Source organism: Mesorhizobium sp. 2RAF45, assembly GCF_052115225.1.
Lineage (GTDB): Bacteria > Pseudomonadota > Alphaproteobacteria > Rhizobiales > Rhizobiaceae > Mesorhizobium > Mesorhizobium jarvisii.
On the sequence record NZ_JBFRGG010000053.1, the window covers coordinates 1 to 370 of the forward strand.

The 370-nt window shown below is 73.1% G+C and carries 1 protein-coding gene; it reads left to right on the plus strand.

The window, feature by feature from the left end; all coding sequences use genetic code 11:
- The coding region (locus AB4Z43_RS33550; protein ID WP_441941020.1) for a hypothetical protein at positions 1-370 on the plus strand (370 nt) is incomplete at both ends.

A 370-nucleotide genomic window follows, 5' to 3' on the forward strand; every position in this document is an offset into this window, starting at 1 on the left:
CGACAGGTGCCACCGGCTCGACTGGAGCAACCGGCTCGACGGGTGCAACCGGCTCGACCGGAGCAACCGGCGCGACGGGTTCGACCGGCGCGACGGGCTCGACCGGAGCAACCGGCTCTACCGGGGCAACCGGCGCGACCGGTTCGACCGGAGCGACGGGTTCGACCGGAGCAACCGGCTCTACCGGAGCAACCGGCKCKACSGGYTCRACCGGCGCRACSGGCTCKACCGGAGCAACCGGCTCTACCGGRGCAACCGGYTCGACCGGAGCCACTGGCTCGACYGGAGCAACSGGCTCSACCGGAGCCACCGGCGCGACTGGCTCGACCGGAGCAACCGGCTCGACGGGTGCAACCGGCTCGACCGGCTC